Consider the following 17076-nt stretch of genomic DNA (forward strand, 5'->3'; position numbering starts at 1 on the left):
CAGTCGCTGCGACAGATCAACACCCACGAAGAACAATGATGCCGCAGCTCGCTACATCACCACATGAGACATCGTCTAAGCCCGACTTCTCCGGAAACTTCTGAAATGAACGTGGACTTTGCCGTCCGGGACGTGCGGTTGGTGTTCGACAGCGTGGGCCCGACACCCTTGTGGTACTGCTTTCCCTGACTGGACGGTATGTAGACGCCTTGATCGGGGCCGCAGTACTCGCCGTTTGGTGAATCGCCCTTGGGGGGCGGAACAGGACTGGTCGGTTCCTCTGGGGTGTTGCTGCCCTCGTCGGGCATCTCGATCAGATCCTCTTCCGGCTCTTCCGGAGGTGCCGTATGGATCTGGCTGTCATCCACTGCAATGGGATTACTTGCGGTGGATGGGGTATCCGCGTTTTGCGCGGCTGTGGCTGGTCCGGCCACGCCTACGCAGAGCACGAGCGCCGTTGCGGAAACGAGCGCTCCTCGGGTTGCGAAGATGCTCATGAGCACCTTTCTGCTTGAACCGCTCCCCCTGAGCGGCCGAGTGCCTGAACGCTATGTGAGAGTCATGTGCGCGACAAGAAGATCTGTGGCCTTCTGAGGACAACTTGAGCAATGTGGCCCTGAGTTGGATCGCGTCTCAGACGACGCTTCTTCGTCCGTGAACGTCCTCGTGCTGGACTCGGTGGGTCTCGGCGACGGCCGCGTCCGCACCGGCGGCGTCCTGCGGGGGGTCGCCGGTGGCCCGGCCGACCGTCCGTGCTTGACGGCGCCGGTCGTCCGGCCGTGTCCTCCGCCTGGGCGCCCGCCCGTGCCTGCCGCCCGGGGCTCCGCGCATCCGGCAGCCGTCACGTGGCCGGCCCGATGAGGTGGCCCGGGCGTGCCGGCGGCCCGGCAGGGCATGGTCGGTGACCTGGGATGCCCTGCGAGCCGGTTCGTGTCGACCTGTGGATGCCTTGCGAACGGGTTCGTTCCCGGTCCGAGCCGTTCGCGCGGTGACGCGGGACTAGTCCGGCTGGTGTTCCGGGCCGCCGAAGTCCGGGCTGGTGTAGTCGGGGCTGGAGTAGCTCGGGCGGGAGGCGCGGGTGGAGCCGCCCTCCGGGCTGCTGAAGCCCGGGCGGGCGTAGCCGAGGTTCGGGATCCGGCTGACGGGTGCGGACGGTGCCGTGGTGCGGTGCAGTGCGGCCGTCTCCGGGTCGGCGAGGGCGTCCCTCAGGAACGGGACTATGCCCCGTTCCAGCAGGGCCTCGCGCCAGGCCTCCCTGGCACGAGAAAGTTCCTCGTCGGCCTCCGGGTACGGTCCGCCCAGTGCGGACGGCTTGTTGCGCAGCGCGGTGAGCAGCAGGCCGATCGCGGCGACGAGGATCGCCACCGCCGTCACGGCACCGAACACCCAGCCCGTGGTGAGCATGGTCCGGGCGAACGCGGCGTCCGGGTCGAGCATCCGCAGGACGTAGCCGACCAGCAGGAAGATGCCCGCCGCGGTGCCGGCCAGCACCGGGGCCAGTACGGCGACCACGGCGACGACACCCGCGCCGGCCGCCTCGGCGACCTCGCCCATGCCGCCGGTGAGGCCCACCGCGCCGGCGGACTGTTCGGCGGAGGCGGGGCCGGACTCGCGTACGGACGGGTCGGCCGGTGCCGAGGGGCGGCGCAGTTCCTCGCGGACCTTGACGTAGTGCTGGTACTCGGCCGCCGCGGCGGCCGTGATGATCGCGGTGGCGCCCAGCGCCATGGTGCGCAGTTGTTCCGTGTTGAGCCGCTGACCGACAGCGGCGAGTTCCGGGCGGTGTGGTGCGGAGCGCAGCGCCTCATCGAGAACCCGCTCGAACTCCTGGCGGTCCTCGCTCAACAGGTGCTGCGGAACGCTGTTCATGTGCATCCCCCGATGCTCCGTAGGGCTTGGGGCTCGGCATGCTGACGAGCCGTCGGGCAGAAACGGAGGGGAGCCTGCTACGGATAAGCCGATGGTAGAGCGGTGACGGCGCGCGGTGACAGGGGGTTTACCGAAATTGACGCCGCGCGGACCCGGGAACCGGGCTCGGAACGTCCGGTCCGCCCAACGGTCACATGGACAGTGGCAGTTGCTGGACCAGCAGCTTTCCTGCCATGGTCACGCCGCCGTCCATGGCGATGGCCAGCCCGTCGGCGTAGACGTGCGGTCCCTCGACGACGGGGCCGGATTCGTCCCCTCCGTCCTCGGAGCCGACCTCGCCCAGCAGGTACGGAATGGGGCTGTGGCCGTGAACGACCCGGGTGCCGCCGTACGTATCGAGAAGGGAGCGCACCGCGTCGGCGCCGCCCTCGTCGCGGAAGGAGAACCGCTTGGTGAATTTGCGGAACAGGTCCCAGACCTCGTCCGCGTCGTTACGGGTGAGCGTCTCGCGGACGGTGTCGTTGACCTCCTCGATGGAGCGGCCGAAGTCGAGGTAGGCCGTGGTGTCGGAGTGCAGCAGCAGATGCCCGTCGACCTCCTCCACGGCGTCGAGGCGGGCCATCCACTGCAGGTGGTGGTCCTGGAGGCGGTCCATGTCGGTCTTCTGGCCGCCGTTGAGCAGCCAGGCCGCCTGGAAGGTGGCGGTGCCCGCGCCGGAGTTGACCGGGGTGTCGCCGAAGCGCTTGGCGCCGAGCAGCAGCAGCTCGTGGTTGCCCATGAGCGCCTTGCAGTAGCCGCCGGCCGCGGCGGCCTCGGCGGACAGGCGCATCACCAGGTCGATGACGCCGATGCCGTCCGGGCCGCGGTCGGTGAAGTCGCCCAGGAACCACAGCCGGGCGGTGCCCGCGCACCACCGGCCCGCGGAGTCGATCAGGCCCTTCTCCTGCAGCGCTGCCACCAGCTCGTCCAGGTAGCCGTGGACGTCACCGACCACGTACAGCGGGCCGGGGCCGCCGGCCGGCTGGGGGGCGGGGACGGAAACGGGATCGACGGTCACCTGGACAGTGTCCCCCCGGTTGATGACCGGGAGATCCCGCTGTGTGGGTGTGTATCCCTCCGGGTACGCCTCCTCGGCCGGGGGGACGACGTCGCCGGGGTGGGTGCTCTGGGTGTACGGACCGGTCTCGTGGACGTACGCGGGTACCCGGAAGTCGCGCAGCGTCGCCGTCCGCTCCACTTCGGGTCCCTGACCGGCCCCCTGAGTCATCGACCCCTCCACCATCGCGCCGCATCTGCACCGCTCGGACTGCCTGGTCGCAGCGGCCCGCGGTGTCGTGGGCCCATCATAGGAATGCGAATCGCGCCATGTGATGACCCAGGGGTGGTGAATCAGAGCAGGGCTCCAGTTCATCGCGGCTTTCGCCCTGATTGTGCCGGGCTGCGACCGCCTCACCGGCCCTCTCGCCCTGCTCTCGCCCTGGTCGCCCGGCGCGGGAGCGGACCGTCCTCCTCGGGCGACCGGCCCGTTTTCGCCCGGAGGAGTGGTGCCGTCCGCTGCCCTCAAGGCTGCGGAAGCTCCGGCTCCGCCCCGGTGGGCGGACCGGGGCGCGAGGGGCTCCACCCCTCCAGGAGCCCGTCGCCGTCTTCCGCCGGTGCCCCGGTCAGGCGCCCCTCGGCGACCTCGGCGGGCTGACCGTCGTCCGCGAGGGGCGCCGCTGGGACGAGGTGCGCACGATCAGCTCGGTCGGTATCACCTGCTCCACCGGGTGGTCGGATTCGACTCCCTCGATGGCGTCGATCAGCAGCTGGACGACCGCGGTGCCGATGCGGCGCGGCTTGAGGGAGAGCGTGGTGACGGGCGGGTCGGTGTTGGCGTAGACCGTGGACTCGCTGCAGCAGACCAGCAGCAGGTCGTCCGGCACGCGCAGCCCGTAGCGCCGGGCGGCGGCCAGCAGATCGGTGCCGTTCGGGTCGAACAGGCCGTAGACGGCGTCGGGGCGGTCGGGACGGGCGAGCAGCCGGTCGGCCGCTACGGCGCCCGCGCAGGGGTCGTGCGCCGGGTAGGCCTCGTACACCGGGTCCTGGCCCACGCGCTCGCACCAGCGCAGATACGCGGTGGTCGACAGGTGGGTGTAGGTGTCGGTCGTGGTGCCCGTCAGCAGGCCGATGCGCCGGGCGCCCGCGTCGGCGAGATGGTCGAGGATGCCGAGGACGGCGGCCTCGTGGTCGTTGTCCACCCAGGCCGTGACCGGCAGGGCGCCGGCCGGGCGTCCGTCGGAGACGACCGGTAAACCCTGCCGGACGAGCTCGCTGACCACCGGGTCGCGGTCGGAGGGGTCGATGACCACCGTGCCGTCCAGCGCGACGTTGGACCACACGTCGTGGCGGGAGGTCGCGGGCAGGATGACGAGGGCGTAGCCGCGGGCGAGCGCGGCGGAGGTGGCGGCGCGGGCCATCTCGGCGAAGTACGCGAACTCGGTGAAGGTGAAAGGTTCATCCCCGTAGGTCGTGACCGTCAGGCCGATGAGTCCCGACTTGCCGGTGCGGAGCGTACGGGCGGCGGCCGAGGGGCGGTAGCCCAGCCGGTCGGCGACCTCGCGGACATGCCGGCGGGTGGCGTCCGGGAGCCGGCCCTTGCCGTTGAGGGCATCGGAGACGGTTGTGATGGAGACTCCGGCGGCGGCGGCCACGTCCCTGATGCCCGCTCGACCCGGCCGGCTGCCTCGGCGTGAGGTTTCCGCGCGGCTCACCTGGTGCTTCCCTGCTGCTGTCATGGCGAGCCGATAGTAGGGCTCATGCGGTGGGGTAGGGCGGACGCATATGCGGGCGTTGACAGGCACGTTTCTGCATGATCATAAACGCTGAATTCCCTTGGATAGCAAGGAGGTTGAGCGCTCCCACGACGGGACCTGTCGTGCCGCTGCACGCGGGCCTGTCGAGGGTGCGATGTTGCGAAGAGGTCTCAACTCACCTGCACGGGTGATGCGCGCTACGGCGCAAGCCACCGGCGCATAGATATATGTGAGGCGCGCCCCCGCGGTGCGCGCCTTTCGTGCGCCTATGGGGATGTGTTGCCCCTGTTGTACCTGTGACGTATGAGGAACCACCTCGGGACGCCCGTCGCCGCTCTACGCAGCCGCGCGGAATCCTCATAAGGTGAGCAGTATTGATGTCGGCGGCGGTCATGGGCCGCCGGTCTTGTCGAGGAGGACTGCGGTGAGCGAGACGAGTCCCAGGCTGCGCGCCGAGCTGGAAGGGATTCCCACCTACAAGCCCGGCAAGCCGGCGGCGGCCGGTGGTCCGGTGGCCTACAAGCTGTCCTCCAACGAGAACCCCTATCCGCCGCTCCCGGGCGTGATGGAGAAGGTCACGGCCGCGGCCTCGTCCTTCAACCGCTACCCGGACATGGCCTGTACGGCGCTGATGGAGGAGCTCGCGGAGCGCTTCGCGGTTCCGGTGTCGCACCTGGCCACCGGCACGGGCTCGGTCGGCGTCGCCCAGCAGCTGCTGCAGTCCACCTCCGGTCCGGGCGACGAGGTGATCTACGCCTGGCGGTCCTTCGAGGCGTACCCGATCATCACCCAGATCAGCGGCGCCACGTCCGTGAAGGTGCCGCTGACGGCGGGCGAGGTGCACGACCTGGACGCCATGGCCGCGGCGATCACCGACCGGACGCGGCTCATCTTCGTCTGCAACCCCAACAACCCGACCGGCACGGTGGTGCGGCGGGCCGAGCTCGAGCGCTTCCTCGACCGGGTGCCCGGTGACGTCCTCGTGGTCCTCGACGAGGCCTACCGCGAGTTCATCCGGGACCCCGAGGTGCCCGACGGGGTCGACATCTACCGGGACCGGCCCAACGTCTGTGTGCTGCGGACCTTCTCCAAGGCGTACGGCCTGGCGGGGCTGCGGGTGGGCTTCGCCATCGCCCATGAGCCGGTGGCGGCGGCGCTGCGCAAGACGGCGGTGCCGTTCGGCGTCAGCCAGATCGCCCAGGACGCGGCGATCGCCTCGCTGCGGGCCGAGGACGAGCTGATCGGACGGGTCGGCTCGCTGGTCTGCGAGCGCAACCGCGTGGTGGAGGGGCTGCGGGCCCAGGGGTGGACGGTGCCGGAGACCCAGGCCAACTTCGTGTGGCTGCGCCTGGGGGAGCGGACGGTGGCGTTCGCCGAGGCGTGCGAGCAGGCGGGCGTGGTGATCCGGCCGTTCCCCGGCGAGGGTGTGCGGGTCACGGTCGGTGAGTCCGAGGCGAACGACATCTTCCTGAAGGTGGCGGAGGAGTTCCGCAAGGAGTCCTGAAGCACGCGAGCAGTCCTGCAACGAGGACCAAGGAGCCGGTCCGCGACTCAGCCGTAAGCCGGCTCCACGCGTATCGGGTCGCCGTCGCGGACGGTCGCGAGCCGCCGCGGGTCCTGGTCGATCCGGCCCAGGACGTTGCACGGGCTCGCCAGGCGGCATTCGTCCCCGTGGGAGATCGGCGTGGGTCCGAAGGGGAGGGCCAGGGCGTCACCGTCGGTCCAGAAGGCGACGGTGCCGGGCTCGACCACCTGCCGGGCGTCCGCCGTTTCACGTGAAACGGCCACACCCGTGTCGAAGTAGACCTCTTCGCCCCAGGTCCGGGCGGTGGAGGTGAGGGGCAGTGCCTTGGCGAGGGCCTGGGTGGTGGGGGTGTCGTCGAGGGTCGCGGTGAGGTGCCCCGCCGGCCAGGAGATGCGGATACGTGTGCTCATGGCCGCAAATTCAACAGAGTGTTGAAGTTCTTGCCAAGGGCTTGACGTCACAGGGGACCCCCCTTCCTGGTCCGAAAAGGGGTAAGTCATAATTGCTTGTGAATGTGAACGCGTTCACAAGCGCGGGTAAGGAGTGACGACGTGGACCTGGCTCTGGCGCCGGAGACCCTGGCGCGATGGCAGTTCGGCATCACCACCGTCTACCACTTCCTGTTCGTTCCCCTGACGATCTCCCTGGCCGCCCTCACCGCCGGCCTGCAGACCGCGTGGGTGCGCACGGAGAAGGAGAAGTACCTCAGGGCGACCAAGTTCTGGGGCAAGCTCTTCCTGATCAACATCGCCATGGGTGTGGTCACCGGCATCGTGCAGGAGTTCCAGTTCGGCATGAACTGGTCCGACTACTCGCGCTTCGTCGGTGACGTCTTCGGCGCCCCGCTCGCCTTCGAGGCGCTGATCGCCTTCTTCTTCGAGTCCACCTTCATCGGCCTGTGGATCTTCGGCTGGGACCGGCTGCCCAGGAAGATCCACCTCGCCTGCATCTGGATGGTCTCGATCGGCACCCTGCTGTCGGCGTACTTCATCCTCGCCGCCAACTCCTGGATGCAGCACCCCGTCGGCTACCGCATCAACGAGGAGAAGGGCCGCGCCGAGCTGACCGACTTCTGGCTGGTGCTCACCCAGAACACCACCCTCAACCAGGTCTTCCACAGCTTCTCGGCCGCCTTCCTCACCGGTGGTGCGTTCATGGCCGGCATCGCCGCCTTCCACCTGATGCGGGGGAAGCACATCCCGGTGATGCGGACCTCCCTGCGGCTCGGCCTGGTCACCCTGGCCGTCGGCGGCCTGTTGACCGCCATCAGCGGAGACACCCTCGGCAAGGTCATGTACGAGCAGCAGCCGATGAAGATGGCCGCCGCCGAGGCCCTCTGGGACGGCGAGGAACCGGCGCCCTTCTCGGTGTTCGCCTACGGGGACGTCGACGAGGGTCACAACAAGGTCGCCCTGGAGATCCCGGGCCTGCTGTCCTTCCTCGCCCACAGCGACTTCGAGTCGTACGTGCCCGGCATCAACGACACCAATGAGGCGCTGCAGGAGAAGTTCGGGCCCGGCGACTACAAGCCGATCGTCCCCGTCGCCTACTGGGGCTTCCGCTGGATGATCGGTTTCGGAATGGCGTCCCTCGCCCTCGGCGTGCTGGGGCTGTGGCTGACCCGGAAGAAGTTCATGCTGCCCGCGGCGTTGCGCACCGGGGAGGACGAGGTGCCGCATCTGGTGCTGTTCAGGCAGCCGCTCGGCGCGAGGCTCGGCCGTCTGTACTGGCTGCTGACGGTGTGGACCATGGCCTTCCCGCTGATTGCCAACGCCTGGGGATGGATCTTCACCGAGATGGGCCGTCAGCCCTGGGTCGTCTACGGCGTGATGCAGACCCGCGACGCCGTCTCCCCCGGCGCCTCCACGGCCGAGGTCGTCACCTCCATGTCCGTCTTCACCGCGCTGTACGCCGCCCTGGCCGTCATCGAGGTCAAGCTGCTCGCCAAGTACGTCAAGGCGGGCCCGCCCGAGCTGACCGAGAGCGACCTCAACCCGCCCACGAAGGTCGGCGGCGACCCCCGTGACGCCGACAAGCCGATGGCCTTCTCGTACTAGGCCGAGGGAGCAGCACCGTCATGGAACTGCACGACATCTGGTTCGTCCTGATCGCCGTCCTGTGGACCGGCTACTTCTTCCTGGAGGGCTTCGACTTCGGCGTCGGCATCCTCACCCGGCTGCTCGCCCGCGACCGGACCGAGAAGCGGGTGCTGATCAACACCATCGGGCCCGTCTGGGACGGCAACGAGGTGTGGCTGCTCACCGCCGGCGGAGCCACCTTCGCCGCCTTCCCCGAGTGGTACGCCACGCTGTTCTCCGGCTTCTACCTGCCCCTGCTCGCCATCCTGATCTGCCTGATCATCCGGGGTGTGGCCTTCGAGTACCGGGCCAAGCGGCCGGAGGAGAGCTGGCAGCGCCGGTGGGAGACCGCGATCTTCTGGACCTCGCTGATCCCGGCGTTCCTGTGGGGCGTGGCCTTCGGGAACATCGTGCGCGGGGTGAAGCTCGACGCGGACTTCGAGTATGTGGGGCACGTCTGGGAGCTGCTCAATCCCTACGCCCTGCTCGGCGGGCTGGTCACCCTGACGCTGTTCACCTTCCACGGGGCGGTGTTCACGGCGCTCAAGACCGTCGGGGAGATCCGGCAGCGGGCGCGGGCGACCGCCACCCGCGTGGGTCTCGTCACCGCCGTACTGGCGGCGGCCTTCCTGCTGTGGACCCAGGCCGACAAGGGGGACGGCAGCAGCCTGGTCGCTCTGGCGGCCGCCGTGGCGGCGCTGGTGGCGGCCCTGGCCGCGAACCGGGCCGGGCGTGAGGGCTGGTCGTTCGCCTTCTCCGGCGTCACCATCGTGGCCGCCGTGGCGATGCTCTTCCTGACGCTGTTCCCGAACGTCATGCCGTCCACGCTGAACGAGGACTGGAGCCTGACGGTCACCAACGCCTCCTCCAGCCCCTACACCCTGAAGATCATGACCTGGCTGGCCGTGATCGCCACCCCCGTCGTCCTGCTCTACCAGGGCTGGACCTACTGGGTCTTCCGCAAGCGGATCGGCACCCAGCACATCGCCGATCCCGTGCACTGAGGTGTGTTTCACGTGAAACCGATCGACCCGCGCCTGCTCCGCCACGCCCGTGCCACCCGCCTCTTCCTGGTCGCGGTCGTCGGCCTGGGAGCGGTCGGCGCGGGCCTGGTCATCGCCCAGGCCATGCTCATCGCCGAGACCGTGGTGGGCGCCTTCCAGCAGGGCAGGTCCGCCGGTGACCTCGCGACTCCCCTGGTGCTGCTGGCCGTGGTGGCGGTGGGCAGGGCACTGGTCGGCTGGCTGACCGAGCTGGCGGCCCACCGGGCGAGCGCCGCCGTCAAGTCCGAGCTGCGCGGACGGCTGCTGGAGCGGGCGACCGCGCTGGGTCCCGGGTGGCTCGCCGGGCAGCGCACCGGTTCGCTGGTCGCCCTGGCCACCCGGGGCATCGACGCGCTCGACGACTACTTCTCCCGCTATCTCCCCCAGCTGGGGCTGGCCGTGGTGGTGCCGGTGGCGGTGCTGGCCAGGATCGTCGCCGAGGACTGGGTCTCGGCCGCCATCATCGTCGGCACCCTGCCGCTCATCCCGGTCTTCATGGTGCTGATCGGCTGGGCCACCCAGTCCCGGATGGACCGTCAGTGGCGGCTGCTGTCCCGGCTGTCGGGGCACTTCCTGGACGTCGTCGCCGGGCTGCCGACGCTGAAGGTGTTCGGGCGGGCCAAGGCGCAGGCGGAGTCGATCCGCCGGATCACCGCCGAGTACCGGCGGGCGACCATGCGGACCCTGCGGATCGCCTTCATCTCCTCCTTCGCATTGGAGCTGCTCGCCACGCTGTCGGTGGCACTGGTGGCCGTGACGATCGGCATGCGGCTGGTCCACGGCGACCTGGATCTGTACACCGGCCTGGTCATCCTGATCCTCGCGCCCGAGGCGTATCTGCCGCTGCGTCAGGTCGGCGCCCAGTACCACGCGGCGGCGGAGGGCCTCGCCGCCGCCGAGGAGATCTTCCGCGTCCTGGAGACCCCCGCCCCGGACACGAAGGGCGGGCCGGTGCCGGCCGGGGCCGTGTCCTTCGAGGGCGTGACCGTCCGCTACCCCGGCCGCTCCACGGACGCCGTCACCGATGTGTCGTTCACCGTCGAGCCCGGCGAGACGGTCGCGCTGGTCGGGCCGAGCGGCGCGGGCAAGTCCACCCTGCTGAACGTGCTGCTGGGATTCGTCCGTCCCGACGCGGGCCGGGTGCGCATCGGGGGAGCCGATCTCACCGGGCTCGATCTGACCGAGTGGCACCGCAGGGTCGCCTGGGTGCCGCAGCGTCCGCAGTTGTTCGCCGGGACGGTCGCCGAGAACGTACGGCTGGCCCGGCCCGACGCCGACGACGACGCGGTACGGCGGGCGCTGCGGGACGCGGGAGCCTGGGACTTCGTCGCCGCGCTGCCCGAGGGCATCCACACACCGCTCGGCGAGGACGGGTCGGGACTGTCCGCAGGGCAGCGGCAGCGCCTCGCGCTGGCCCGGGCGTTCCTCGCAGACCGGCCGGTGCTGCTGCTCGACGAGCCGACGGCCGCGCTGGACGGCGCCACCGAGGCCGAGGTCGTGGCGGCGATCCGACGGCTGGCGGCGGGCCGGACCGTGCTGCTGGTGGTGCACCGGCCCGCGCTGCTCACCCTCGCCGACCGCGTGGTGCGGCTGACGGAGCCGGGGGACGGAGGCAGCGCTGCCCCCGCACCGGGGACTGCTGCCCCCGTGACCGGCACACCGCAGGCGGGCCGCGAACCGGAGGCCAGTACTGAGCCGACGCCCGACCTCGCAGGGGAGCCTGTGGCACCGGACCGCCAGGGCAGTGTCCTCGCCCGGGTCCGGGCCATGTCCGGTGCCCGGCGGGGACGGCTGGCGCTCGCGCTGCTGCTGGGCAGCCTCGCCCTGGGCAGCGCCGTGGGGCTCATGGGGACATCCGGGTGGCTCATCTCGCGGGCCTCGCAGCAGCCGCCCGTGCTCCACCTGATGGTGGCCGTCACCGCGACCAGGGCCTTCGGTATCGGCCGGGCGGTGTTCCGGTACGCCGAGCGGCTGGTGTCCCACGACGCGGTGCTGCGGATGCTGGCCGACACCAGGGTGGCGGTCTACCGGCGCCTGGAACGGCTGGCGCCCGCGGGTCTGCGCCGGGTGCGCCGCGGCGATCTGCTCTCCCGGCTGGTCGCCGATGTGGACGCGCTGCAGGACTACTGGCTGCGGTGGCTGCTGCCGGCCGGCGCGGCGGTCGTCGTCTCCGTGCTGTCCGTCGGCGTCACGGCCTGGCTGCTGCCGGAGGCGGGCGCGGTGCTCGCGGCCGGGTTGCTCGCCGCGGGAGCCGGGGTGCCGCTGCTCACCGGGGCCGTGGCCCGGCGGGCGGACCGCATGCTGGCACCCGCGCGGGGCGCGCTGGCGACCCGGGTGACCGATCTGCTCACCGGCACCGCGGAGCTGACCGTCGCCGGAGCCCTGCCCGCGCGGGCCGCCGAGGCGCGGCGGGCCGACCAGAACCTCACCCGGATCGCCTCCCGCGCCGCGACCGCGACCGCCCTGGGCGACGGGCTCACGGCACTGATCTCCGGACTCACCGTCACCCTGGCGGCGCTGGCCGGGGTTCAGGCGGTGGCCGCCGGACGCCTGGACGGGGTGACGCTGGCCGTCGTGGTGCTCACTCCCCTGGCCGCCTTCGAGGCCGTGCTCGGCATGCCGCTCGCCGTGCAGCACCGGCAGCGGGTGCGCCGGAGCGCCGAGCGGGTGCACGAGGTGCTGGACGCCCCCGCGCCGGTACGGGAGCCGGAGTCGCCCCGGCAGGCACCCGCGGAGCCGTTCCCGCTCACGGTGAAGGGACTGTCCGCGCGTCACGCCGGGCAGGACCGGGACGCCCTGACCGGGCTGGACCTGACGCTGACGCCGGGGCGCAGGATCGCGGTGGTCGGGCCGTCCGGCTCCGGCAAGACGACCCTCGCCCAGGTGCTGCTGCGCTTCCTGGACCCGGGTGCGGGCTCCTACACGCTGGCCGGCGCGGACGCCCGCACCCTGGACGGTGACGACGTACGGCGGCTGGTCGGCCTGTGCGCCCAGGACGCGCACCTCTTCGACAGCTCCGTGCGCGAGAACCTGCTGCTGGCCAGGCGGGACGCCACGGAGGACGAACTGCGCGACGCGCTCGCCCGGGCCCGGCTGCTGGACTGGGCCGACTCCCTGCCCGACGGGCTCGACACCCTGGTCGGCGAGCACGGAGCGCGGCTGTCCGGCGGCCAGCGGCAGCGGCTGGCGCTGGCCCGGGCGCTGCTCGCGGACTTCCCGGTCCTGGTGCTCGACGAGCCGGCGGAGCATCTCGACCTGCCCACGGCGGACGCGCTCACCGCCGACCTCCTGGCCGCGACCGAGGGCCGCACGACGCTGCTCATCACCCACCGCATGGCCGGGCTGGACGCGGTGGACGAGGTGATCGTGCTGGACCGGGGGCGTGTGGTGCAGCGCGGTCCCTACGAGGAACTCGCCCTGGTGGACGGGCCGTTGCGGGAGATGCTGCGCAGGGAGGCCGAGGCGGTCACGCTGATGACCGCGCGTCAGCCCGTCGCACCGGCTTGACGCGACATCAAGCCTTCGGGGGACGCCGATCGTTCGATCAGACGGCCGCATCACTGGTCCATCCGGGCACGAGGTCCCCCGGGCGTACGACCAGAACAGGCCGCTGCGGCGGGGCCGGGTGAAGGATCGCTGTCATGCGCCTCATCCGTCGCCGTCCGCTGCTCGTCACCGTGCTGCTGTGTGCGCTGGCCGTGCTCGCCGCGCGGCCCAGTGACGGCGACGGCGCCCACGCCCCCGGCCACGGGGCCCCCACCAGCGTCAGCGCCCAGGTGGCCAAGCTGTACGCGGAGGCCGCGGCGGCGACCCGCCGGTACGAGGCCGGGCAGCGCCAGGCGGCCAGGCAGAGGTCGGAGGCACAGCGGCTGGAGAAGCTGCTGGACCGCGAGCGGCGGGAGATCGCCGTGCTGCGCCAGGACCTCGGGCGGCTCGCCCGGTCCCAGTACCGCAACGGCGGCGGGTTGCCGCTGACCGCCCACATGATCCTCGCCGACGACCCCGAGGAGCTGATGCGTGGTCAGCGGGTGTTCTCCCAGGCGAATCTGGCGCTCGACAACGCGCTGGAGAAGAGCGCCCGTGCCGAGTCACGGCTCGCCCGTGACGAGGCGAGGGCCGCGGCGGCCTGGAAGAAGCTGGAGAAGCGCAACCGGCAGCTGGTTGATCTGAAGCGGGACATCGAGCAGAAGCTGGAGACGGCGCGCTGGCGGCTGCAGGGCCAGGCGGACGCCTCGGTGGCGGCCGGCTCCTGCCGGGGCGCGGTGCGGCTCGACCAGCCGGAGACGAACTTCACCGACCCCTGGGTGGCGCCGGTGGAGACCTATGAGCTGTCGGCGTCCTACGGCAGTGGCGGCGCGCGGTGGGCCAACCGGCACACCGGGCAGGACTTCGCGGTGCCGATCGGCACAACGGTGCGGGCGGTGGGCCAGGGCAAGGTGGTGAGGGTGTCCTGCGGAGGCGCCTTCGGCATCGAGATCGTGATCCAGCACGCGGGCGGCTACTACACGCAGTACGCCCACCTGGCCTCGGTCGCCGTCGACCAGGGGGAGCACGTCGCACCGGGGCAGTGGATCGGCCAGTCCGGGACCAGCGGAAACTCCACCGGGCCGCATCTGCACTTCGAGGTGCGGGTCACCCCGGAGATGGGTTCGGCGGTGAACCCGGTGTCGTGGCTGGCCCACCGCGGGGTGTCGCTCTGAGCAGCCCCTGACCAGGGCCAGCCTCATCCTTGCTCGGTCCGTTGATCAGCCGTGTTCGGCCAGCAGCTGCTCGATCACCACGGCGACGCCGTCGTCGTTGTTGGCGACCGTGTGGCCCGAGGCGGCGGCGAGGACGTCCGGGTGGGCGTTGCCCATCGCGTAGGAGCGGCCCGCCCAGGTCAGCATCTCCACGTCGTTGGGCATGTCCCCGAACGCGACGACCTCCTCGTGCGATATGCCGCGCTCGGCGCAGCACAGGGCGAGGGTGCTGGCCTTGGACACGCCCGGTCCGCTGATCTCCAGCAGGGCGCTGGGGCTGGAGCGGGTGACGGTGGCGCGGTCGCCGATCGCGACCCGGGCCAGGGTGAGGAAGGCGTCGGGATCCAGCTCGGGGTGGTAGGCGAGGATCTTGAGCACCGGCTCACCGGCGGCCTGGGAGTCCGGTGCCAGCAGCTCCTCGGCGGGAGCGAGGGCGTCGGGGATCTCCATGTGCAGCTTCGGATAGTCGGGCTCCTGGTAGAAGCCGTAGGTCTGCTCCACGGCGTAGAGCGTGCCGGGTGCGGCCTCGCGCAGCAGCCGTACGGCGTCCAGCGCGTTCTCGCGGGCCAGCTCCCGCACCTTGACGAAGCGGTGCTCGCCGGGGCCGCCGTGCAGGTCGACGACGGCGGCGCCGTTGCCGCAGATGGCGAGGCCGTGGCCGTGGACGTGGTCACTGACGACGTCCATCCAGCGGGCGGGGCGGCCGGTGACGAAGAAGATCTCGATGCCTGCCTTCTCGGCGGCGGCCAGCGCGGCGACGGTGCGCGGGGACACCGACTTGTCGTCGCGCAGCAGAGTGCCGTCGAGGTCGGTGGCGATGAGCCGCGGTGGAGTGGCGAAAACCGGGGTCACGGGCTGTCGGGTCGCTGAGGTCACCCGGCCATTGTCCCGCATATGCCCGCACGGCCGTGCGGATCTCCGCACATCTGAGTGGTTACTCCCGTCACCACTCGGCAGCCCGCCGCCACGCCCTGGGGTCGTCGGCGGCGCGCTTCTACTCCCCTGATGACGCCGGCGCCCCAGGGCTCACGGAAGCTGCGCGGCCGCCTCGGTGGCGATGCGCTCGAAGACCTTCTGGTCCACGGCGAAGTCCGAGTCCGGGATGGGCCAGTGGAGCACGATCTCGGTGAAGCCCAGCTCGGCGTGCCGGCCCGCGAAGTCGACGAAGGCGTCCAGGGACTCCAGCGGACGGTTCCGGTCCGGGGTGAACCCGGTGAGCAGGATCTTCTCAAGCGCGGCGACGTCCCGCCCGATCTCGGCGCAGGCGTCGGCCAGCCGCTCCGTCTGCCTGCGAAGGGCCTGGACCGACTGCTCGGGGGTGCCGTTCTCGTACAGCTTCGGGTCGCCCGTGGTCACCCAGGCCTGCCCGTAGCGTGCCGCCAGCCGCATGCCGCGCGGTCCGGTGGCGGCCACCGCGAACGGCAGCCGGGGCTGCTGCACACAGCCGGGGATGTTGCGTGCCTCCTGCGCCGCGTAGTGGTCGCCCTCGTACGACACCGAGTCCTCGGTGAGCAGCCGGTCGAGCATGCCGATGAACTCGGCGAAGCGGTCGGCCCGCTCGCGCGGGGTCCACGGCTCCTGACCGAGCGCGGTGGCGTCGAAGCCGGTGCCGCCGGCTCCTATGCCAAGGGTGACGCGTCCGCGGGAGATGTCGTCGAGGGAGATGAGCTCCTTGGCGAGGGTGACCGGGTGCCGGAAGTTGGGCGAGGTCACCAGGGTGCCGAGCCGCATCCGATCCGTCACGCACGCCGCTGCGGTCAGGGTGGGGACGGCACCGAACCAGGGGCCGTCCCGGAAGCTGCGCCAGGACAGGTGGTCGTAGGTGTATCCGGCGTGGAAGCCGAGCTCCTCGGCCCGTTCCCAGCTCGCGCGGCTGCCCTCGTGCCAGCGGCGGTAGGGGAGGATCACGGTGCTCAGGCGCAGACTCATGCCCCCGAGCCTAAGTGCCGTCACCTGTTTCACGTGAAACGGTCACGGTCCGTGGCGTCGCAGGCGAGCGGTCACCGCACCCGGCTGCTGAGCCAGGGCGTCAGGGCGATCACCGGGACGTACTCCTTGTGCGTCCGGTCGCCGGGCAGCGGCACGATCAGGAAGTAACCGGGCAGAAAGCGGCGGGCCTTGACGTAGGCCAGGCCGTCGAAGAGGGAGCGGAGGAAGGCGGGCACGTCGTCGCGGGGGATGTCCGGGCACTCGACGCCCTCGACATCGATCAGCGCGTCGTCCTCCGGAAACAGCCGGACGCTCAACCGAGGCAGGCCGCCGAACTCGACGAGTGCCTCGTGGGGGAGCGAGCCGTCCGGGTCGGTGACGACGCCGACGCCGGCGGCCGTGCGGCGCGAGGTCTGGTCGGCGCCGATGTCGTGGCTGACCCGGATCTCGCGTCCGTATCTCTCCGCGAGCTCCTTCAGCACGGTCACGGCGGCTTCGGTGGTCGGCAAGTGGTCCATACCACTGATCATGCCGCAGAGTCCTCGGGGAACCGCAGATACCGGGGTGGCACCGCCTGGGTCAGCCACACGCCGTTCGCGCTCACCCGGAAGGCATGACCGTCCCGGTGCCATAACCCCCGCCTCCACGGTGAGCACCATCGGGCGGCCCCTGCGGGCCCCCACCCGCGTGGCGGTCTCGGTGTCGGCGGACAGATGCACGTCGTGCCGCGCCATGGGCCGCAGGCCCTCCGCCCGGATCGCTGCCAGATGGCGGGCCACGGTGCCGTGGTAGAGGAGCCGCGGAGGGGTGGCCGGCGGCAGCCCGAGGTCGACCTCGATGCTGTGGCCCTGATTGGCCCGGATGCGGTTGCCCTCAACGGTGAAGCGCCGCTTGTCGTTGACGGCGACACATGGTCCAACTCCTCCCGGGTGAACCGGAAGCCGTGGGCGGCCGCCGCGGCGATCAGCGCGTCGATCTCCACCCAGCCGCCCTCGTCGGGCACCAGTCCGATCCGTTCCGGCTGGTGGCGCAGGTGCTTGGCGATGTACTTGGACACCCGCACGGTGCGTCTCTCGTCCATGCCCTCAGCTTGCCGGGAGA

At 71.1% G+C, this 17076-nt stretch carries 13 protein-coding genes and 1 pseudogene; 5 read left to right on the forward strand and 9 right to left on the reverse strand.

Annotated elements, in window-relative coordinates:
• Positions 1-56 precede the first annotated feature (56 nt).
• The 4 genes from ABD198_RS21255 to ABD198_RS21270 form a co-directional block, all read right to left on the reverse strand.
• On the reverse strand, positions 57-497 hold the full coding sequence (locus tag ABD198_RS21255; protein ID WP_344004302.1) for a hypothetical protein: 441 nt from the start codon (positions 495-497) through the stop codon (positions 57-59).
• 502 nt (positions 498-999) lie between these two features.
• Entirely contained in the window at positions 1000-1875 is an 876-nt protein-coding gene (locus tag ABD198_RS21260; RefSeq protein WP_344004306.1) for a hypothetical protein, read from the reverse strand.
• 184 nt (positions 1876-2059) lie between these two features.
• On the reverse strand, positions 2060-3151 hold the full coding sequence (locus ABD198_RS21265) for a metallophosphoesterase (RefSeq protein ID WP_344004309.1): 1092 nt from the start codon (positions 3149-3151) through the stop codon (positions 2060-2062).
• A 379-nt stretch (positions 3152-3530) separates the two neighbouring features.
• Positions 3531-4643, reverse strand: a complete 1113-nt coding sequence (locus ABD198_RS21270; RefSeq protein WP_344004312.1) for a LacI family DNA-binding transcriptional regulator — start codon at positions 4641-4643, stop codon at positions 3531-3533.
• A 442-nt stretch (positions 4644-5085) separates the two neighbouring features.
• Here ABD198_RS21270 and hisC point away from each other — a divergent pair, with 442 nt between their 5' ends.
• A complete protein-coding gene (hisC, locus tag ABD198_RS21275) occupies positions 5086-6165 on the forward strand; it encodes a histidinol-phosphate transaminase (RefSeq protein WP_344004315.1) in 1080 nt (359 codons plus the stop codon).
• Between the two features lie 47 nt (positions 6166-6212).
• Here the strand turns inward: hisC and ABD198_RS21280 are convergent, their stop codons facing one another.
• Complete coding sequence (locus ABD198_RS21280) at positions 6213-6596, reverse strand: cyclophilin-like fold protein (RefSeq protein WP_344004318.1); 384 nt, start codon at positions 6594-6596, stop codon at positions 6213-6215.
• A 141-nt stretch (positions 6597-6737) separates the two neighbouring features.
• Between ABD198_RS21280 and ABD198_RS21285 the strand changes: the two genes are divergently transcribed.
• From ABD198_RS21285 to ABD198_RS21300, 4 genes are all read left to right on the forward strand, one after another.
• Positions 6738-8243, forward strand: a complete 1506-nt coding sequence (locus ABD198_RS21285) for a cytochrome ubiquinol oxidase subunit I (RefSeq protein ID WP_344004323.1) — start codon at positions 6738-6740, stop codon at positions 8241-8243.
• 20 nt (positions 8244-8263) lie between these two features.
• On the forward strand, positions 8264-9268 hold the full coding sequence (cydB, locus tag ABD198_RS21290; protein WP_344004325.1) for a cytochrome d ubiquinol oxidase subunit II: 1005 nt from the start codon (positions 8264-8266) through the stop codon (positions 9266-9268).
• Between the two features lie 12 nt (positions 9269-9280).
• Entirely contained in the window at positions 9281-12814 is a 3534-nt protein-coding gene (gene cydD / locus ABD198_RS21295; protein WP_344004328.1) for a thiol reductant ABC exporter subunit CydD, read from the forward strand.
• Positions 12815-12948: 134 nt separating this feature from the next.
• The gene (locus ABD198_RS21300) at positions 12949-14007 is read left to right on the forward strand and encodes a M23 family metallopeptidase (RefSeq protein WP_344004331.1); all 1059 of its coding nucleotides are present in this window, start codon (positions 12949-12951) and stop codon (positions 14005-14007) included.
• Positions 14008-14052: 45 nt separating this feature from the next.
• Here ABD198_RS21300 and ABD198_RS21305 read toward each other — a convergent pair whose 3' ends face one another.
• The 4 genes and pseudogenes from ABD198_RS21305 to ABD198_RS21320 all read right to left on the reverse strand — a co-directional run bounded on the left by ABD198_RS21305 (position 14053) and on the right by ABD198_RS21320 (position 17056).
• Positions 14053-14940, reverse strand: a complete 888-nt coding sequence (locus ABD198_RS21305; RefSeq protein ID WP_344004334.1) for a Cof-type HAD-IIB family hydrolase — start codon at positions 14938-14940, stop codon at positions 14053-14055.
• Positions 14941-15072: 132 nt separating this feature from the next.
• Positions 15073-15975: an LLM class flavin-dependent oxidoreductase gene (locus tag ABD198_RS21310; protein WP_344004337.1), complete on the reverse strand. Its 903-nt coding sequence runs from the start codon at positions 15973-15975 to the stop codon at positions 15073-15075.
• A gap of 71 nt (positions 15976-16046) precedes the next feature.
• The gene (locus tag ABD198_RS21315) at positions 16047-16493 is read right to left on the reverse strand and encodes a hypothetical protein (RefSeq protein ID WP_344004340.1); all 447 of its coding nucleotides are present in this window, start codon (positions 16491-16493) and stop codon (positions 16047-16049) included.
• A gap of 8 nt (positions 16494-16501) precedes the next feature.
• Positions 16502-17056 (reverse strand): annotated as a pseudogene (locus ABD198_RS21320) (RNA 2'-phosphotransferase).
• Positions 17057-17076 lie beyond the last annotated feature (20 nt).

It is taken from the genome of Streptomyces thermocarboxydovorans, from assembly GCF_039524635.1.
Classification (GTDB): Bacteria; Actinomycetota; Actinomycetes; order Streptomycetales; family Streptomycetaceae; genus Streptomyces; species Streptomyces thermocarboxydovorans.

Excerpts from the sequence above, each read along its gene's own strand:
- ABD198_RS21255 (WP_344004302.1), bottom strand. The coding sequence starts at position 497 with ATGAGCATCTTCGCAACCCGAGGAGCGCTCGTTTCCGCAACGGCGCTC.
- ABD198_RS21260 (WP_344004306.1), bottom strand. The coding sequence starts at position 1,875 with ATGCACATGAACAGCGTTCCGCAGCACCTGTTGAGCGAGGACCGCCAG.
- ABD198_RS21265 (WP_344004309.1), bottom strand. The coding sequence starts at position 3,151 with ATGGTGGAGGGGTCGATGACTCAGGGGGCCGGTCAGGGACCCGAAGTG.
- ABD198_RS21270 (WP_344004312.1), bottom strand. The coding sequence starts at position 4,643 with ATGACAGCAGCAGGGAAGCACCAGGTGAGCCGCGCGGAAACCTCACGC.
- ABD198_RS21280 (WP_344004318.1), bottom strand. The coding sequence starts at position 6,596 with ATGAGCACACGTATCCGCATCTCCTGGCCGGCGGGGCACCTCACCGCG.
- cydB (WP_344004325.1), top strand. The coding sequence starts at position 8,264 with ATGGAACTGCACGACATCTGGTTCGTCCTGATCGCCGTCCTGTGGACC.
- ABD198_RS21300 (WP_344004331.1), top strand. The coding sequence starts at position 12,949 with ATGCGCCTCATCCGTCGCCGTCCGCTGCTCGTCACCGTGCTGCTGTGT.
- ABD198_RS21305 (WP_344004334.1), bottom strand. The coding sequence starts at position 14,940 with ATGCGGGACAATGGCCGGGTGACCTCAGCGACCCGACAGCCCGTGACC.
- ABD198_RS21310 (WP_344004337.1), bottom strand. The coding sequence starts at position 15,975 with ATGAGTCTGCGCCTGAGCACCGTGATCCTCCCCTACCGCCGCTGGCAC.
- ABD198_RS21315 (WP_344004340.1), bottom strand. The coding sequence starts at position 16,493 with ATGGACCACTTGCCGACCACCGAAGCCGCCGTGACCGTGCTGAAGGAG.